Source organism: Bacteroidota bacterium, from assembly GCA_039714315.1.
GTDB lineage: Bacteria > Bacteroidota > Bacteroidia > Flavobacteriales > JADGDT01 > JADGDT01.
The window spans coordinates 1-3,994 of record JBDLJM010000205.1 but is presented as its reverse complement, the minus strand read 5'-3'; the positions used below and the strand labels follow the sequence as shown (position 1 = coordinate 3,994).

At 35.4% G+C, this 3,994-nt stretch carries 3 protein-coding genes; all 3 read left to right on the top strand.

All coding sequences use genetic code 11. From position 1 onward, the window contains the following. The first annotated feature begins 106 nt into the window (after positions 1-106). The 3 genes from hypF to hypD all read left to right on the top strand — a co-directional run bounded on the left by hypF (position 107) and on the right by hypD (position 3,978). Entirely contained in the window at positions 107-2,374 is a 2,268-nt protein-coding gene (hypF, locus tag ABFR62_13400) for a carbamoyltransferase HypF (protein ID MEN8139416.1), read from the top strand. Between the two features lie 63 nt (positions 2,375-2,437). Continuing rightward, positions 2,438-2,713: a HypC/HybG/HupF family hydrogenase formation chaperone gene (locus ABFR62_13395; GenBank protein ID MEN8139415.1), complete on the top strand. Its 276-nt coding sequence runs from the start codon at positions 2,438-2,440 to the stop codon at positions 2,711-2,713. A gap of 164 nt (positions 2,714-2,877) precedes the next feature. Then, positions 2,878-3,978, top strand: coding sequence for a hydrogenase formation protein HypD (gene hypD / locus ABFR62_13390; GenBank protein ID MEN8139414.1), 1,101 nt, complete (start codon positions 2,878-2,880; stop codon positions 3,976-3,978). The last annotated feature ends 16 nt before the right edge of the window (positions 3,979-3,994 follow it).

The window sequence follows — 3,994 nt, the reverse complement described above, 5'->3', positions numbered from 1 at the left end:
AAAAGACTAAAGATAAAAGACAAAGGATAAAAGACAAAAGACAAAAGATAAAAGACAAAAGTATTAGTTTATTATTAATCCATTATCACATTAACTCATTGTCTCATTGACATATCAAATACATATAGAAGGGATAGTGCAGGGGGTCGGTTTTCGACCCTTTGTTTATAATTTGGCGAAAGAATTTGGAATAGAAGGTTGGGTGGCCAATGTTTCAGGCGGGGTTTATATTAGAATAAATGCCGGAGGTGATATTTCCCGGAAATTTCTAAATCATATTGTTGAGAAAAAACCTTCCAAAGCGAGAATATTAAGTTATACGATTGATGAAATTAAGAGTGAAGACTTCGATGGTTTTAGTATAAATAACAGTTTTGAAACAGAATCAGGGAGAGTAATTTTTTCGCCCGATTTTGCCATGTGTAATGATTGTGAGAAAGAATTATACGATAAAAAAAACAAGCGTTATAAATACCCCTTCATTACATGTACGAGCTGCGGACCGAGATATTCTATTATCAATAAGCTTCCTTTTGATAGAGAATACACAACAATGCACGGGTTTGCTATGTGCGAAAGTTGTAAAGAAGAATATAATTCTACAGATGACATCAGGTTTTATTCCCAGACTAATTCGTGTTCCAAATGCGGTGTGAAAATTAGTTTATACAATGGAGAAACAGAAGAATTTGCTAGTTATGATTCATTAATATCAAAAGTTGTTTCCAGGTTAAACAGGGGCGGGATAGTTGCTGTAAAGGGTGTTGGAGGTTATCTGCTCCTTGCAGACGCATCTGATAAGAAAACCGTTAAAACACTGAGGCAGCGAAAAAACAGACCAACCAAACCATTTGCATTATTAGTGAATGATGAATCGGCATTAGATGATTTGGTTTTTACTAATGAATTTGAATTAGAATCATGGAACTCCCAGGAGTCGGAGATTGTATTATTTAATGTAAGGCCCAAAACGTCAAGTATAATTGCTTTAGATGAAATAGCTCCGGGTCTCGATAAAATAGGTGTAATGCGGCCTTATGCTCCACTGTTGAAGTTGATTGCAGATGATTTTGGCAAAGTTCTTATTGCAACAAGTGCAAATTTATCAGGATCTCCAATTGTTTATCAGGATTCAACAGCTAAAGATTATTTGACGAAAATAGCAGATCTTGTTATGTTGAATAATCGTGAAATAGTTATACCTCAGGATGATTCTGTGGTTCAATTTTCGAAAAAGGGAACGAGAATTGTTCTTCGTCGTTCAAGGGGCATCGCTCCAAATTATTTTGGAAATCCAGTTAAGGAAAATTCAGAAGTACTAGCAGTTGGGTCGCTTCTTAAAAGTGCATTTTCATTTTATAAAAATCAACAGTTTTATATTTCTCAATATCTTGGTAATACTGATTATTTTCCATCGCAAATCGCTTATGAAAATACTTTTTATCATATAAAAAGCCTATTGAAAGCCGAACCTAAGGTTGTAATATGTGACTTGCATCCAAATTATTTTAGTACACAATTTGCGGAAATTCTGGCGAAAAAAGAAAATATCAGACTTGAAAAAGTTCAGCATCACGAAGCGCATTTTGCAGCAGTACTTGGAGAAAATCAATTACTCGGTGAAAATGTTCTTGGTTTTGTTTGGGATGGTACAGGTTTGGGTGATGATGGTGAAATATGGGGCGCAGAAGTTTTTGAATTAAAAAATAAGGAGATAAAAAGAATTTATCATTCAAAATATGAAAAGCATATTCTGGGCGATAAAATGGTAAATGAACCACGACTTTCAGCTCTGAGTTTCTTTAATGAGGTTGAAGGTGCAGATAGATTGTTAAAAGAGAAGTTTAGTAAAAATGAATATCACTTATATTCTAAATTAATAAATAAATCTACCCTGCTTACCTCCAGTATGGGACGATTTTTTGATGCTGTAGCATCTATTCTGTTGAAAAAAGATATTAGTAGGTACGAAGGAGAAGCAGCAATGCTATTGGAATCTCTTGCTAACAGTTACAGAGGTTCACTCGAAGATTTACAAGGATATACTTTTGATGTTGGAGAAAAAGAAATTGATTTTTACGAGATCAAAAAATCAATTATTAATGATGTGAACGGAGGAAGAGAGCCGTCAGAAATTGCCATGTGCTTTCATTTGACAATGGTTGATGTAATTAAAGCAGTTTCTGAAAAAGAGAAGCAATATAATTTGGCTTTCAGCGGAGGAGTGTTTCAGAATGCATTGTTGATTAATTTATTGGAGAAAAAATTGAGTAAGCAAAATAATTTGTATTTTCATAAACAGTTATCTCCTAATGATGAATGTATTTCGTTTGGTCAGATAATTAGTTATAGTTTAAATCGTCACCTTGAGTAAGGTCACTTCGCTCGATATGACGTATTAAAATCATATATGTTAAATTCTAAATCATAAATAAAGATGTGTTTAGCAATCCCGGGAAAAATAGAAAAAATAGATAATACTTTTGATGAAACATTCCGTTCAGCAAAAGTGTCGTTCGATGGTATAATAAGAGATGTAAATTTAATGATGGTGCCGGAAGCCGTAGAAGGCGATTATGTGATGGTTCATGTTGGAGTAGCATTGAATATTGTTGATAAGGAAGAGGCCGAGCAAACTATAAAATACATCAAGGAAATTGGAGAATTTGATGAGTTTGAGAGGCAGATAAATGGTCAGCTGCCGGAGGAATAATCAAGAGAAAAGAAAAAAGAAAAAAGAGAAAAGGAAAAAGGCAAAAGTAAAAAGGCAAAAGTAAAAAGGAAAAAGGAGTGTTGCATGTTGCTGGTTACATGTTTTTAGATTGCTTAACGAAACCTGCAACCTGTAACAGGTTTAATATTAACATCACATTCCCTATGAAATACCTCGACGAATTCAGAGATCCCGAACTTGCGAAGAAATATATCGGATTGATAAAAGGAATTACCACAAAGCCATGGACCATCATGGAAATTTGTGGAGGACAGACACATAGCCTTGTGAAAAACGGGATCATTGATGTTTTACCAAAAGAGATTAACATGGTTCACGGTCCGGGTTGTCCGGTTTGTGTTACTCCTGTTCATTTAATTGATAAAGCTGTTTTTTTGGCAAAGCAGGAGAATGTAATTTTGTGCTCTTTCGGTGATATGATACGTGTTCCGGGCTCTGTTATGAGTCTTGCAAAGGCGAAGTCGGAAGGAGCAAGTGTTAAGGTTGTTTATTCGCCATTAGAAGCGGTAACTATTGCTCAAAAGAATCCCGAAAAAGAAGTTGTATTTTTTGCTGTTGGATTTGAGACTACGGCCCCGGCAAATGCTCTTTCGGTAATTCAGGCCGATAAAATGGGAGTAAAAAATTATTCCATACTCACTTCACATGTATTGGTCCCGCCAGCAATGGAAGCTATTTTAGGGGCTGAGGATAATAAAATTCAGGGTTTTTTGGCAGCAGGGCATGTTTGTACAGTAATGGGCTATGAAGAGTATTTTTCTATTGCTAAGCAATACAAAACTCCAATGGTAGTAACTGGTTTCGAACCTCTGGATCTGCTTCAGGGGATTTATATGCTGGTAAAACAGCTGGAAGAGGGTAGGATAGATGTAGAAAATCAGTATTCCAGAATTGTTAAAAGAGAAGGTAATGTTGAAGCTCAGAAAACAATATTTGAGGTGTTTGAAATTAAGGACAGAGACTGGCGTGGGGTAGGGACAATATCGAATAGCGGATACGAAATAAAGGAAAAGTATTCACAATATGATGCCGATAAAAAATTTGCTATAAAAATTGAGAAAGCAGAAGAAAATGCAGAATGTATAGCCGGAGAAATACTAAAAGGTAATAAGAAGCCTTTTGAATGTATTCACTTCGGGAAGAAATGTAATCCGGAACATCCTCTTGGTGCTCCGATGGTATCTTCAGAAGGAGCCTGTGCAGCTTATTATCACTTTTCGAGTGATGTTTTTGAGCTTATGTAAGCTTTTCAACTTCAGA